This is a genomic window from Pseudomonas sp. CM25 (assembly GCF_013179705.1).
GTDB lineage: Bacteria > Pseudomonadota > Gammaproteobacteria > Pseudomonadales > Pseudomonadaceae > Aquipseudomonas.
The window spans coordinates 1-526 of sequence record NZ_JABMCW010000738.1 but is presented as its reverse complement, the minus strand read 5'-3'; the positions used below and the strand labels follow the sequence as shown (position 1 = coordinate 526).

The 526-nt window shown below is 52.7% G+C and carries 1 rRNA gene; it reads left to right on the top strand.

Annotation, left to right across the window (positions count from 1 at the left end):
• Positions 1–74: 74 nt before the first annotated feature.
• A 16S ribosomal RNA gene (locus HP546_RS31035) occupies positions 75–526 on the top strand; the annotation flags it as partial.

Sequence of the window (526 nt, the reverse complement as noted above, 5' to 3'; positions counted from 1 at the left end):
CCATGCGAGAAATCACATAGTCATTTGAGATTGCTGAGCCAAGTTTAGGGTTTCTTAAAAACCCAAGCAGTATTGAACTGAAGAGTTTGATCATGGCTCAGATTGAACGCTGGCGGCAGGCCTAACACATGCAAGTCGAGCGGATGACGGGAGCTTGCTCCTGGATTCAGCGGCGGACGGGTGAGTAATGCCTAGGAATCTGCCTGGTAGTGGGGGACAACGTTTCGAAAGGAACGCTAATACCGCATACGTCCTACGGGAGAAAGCAGGGGACCTTCGGGCCTTGCGCTATCAGATGAGCCTAGGTCGGATTAGCTAGTTGGTGGGGTAATGGCTCACCAAGGCGACGATCCGTAACTGGTCTGAGAGGATGATCAGTCACACTGGAACTGAGACACGGTCCAGACTCCTACGGGAGGCAGCAGTGGGGAATATTGGACAATGGGCGAAAGCCTGATCCAGCCATGCCGCGTGTGTGAAGAAGGTCTTCGGATTGTAAAGCACTTTAAGTTGGGAGGAAGGGCAG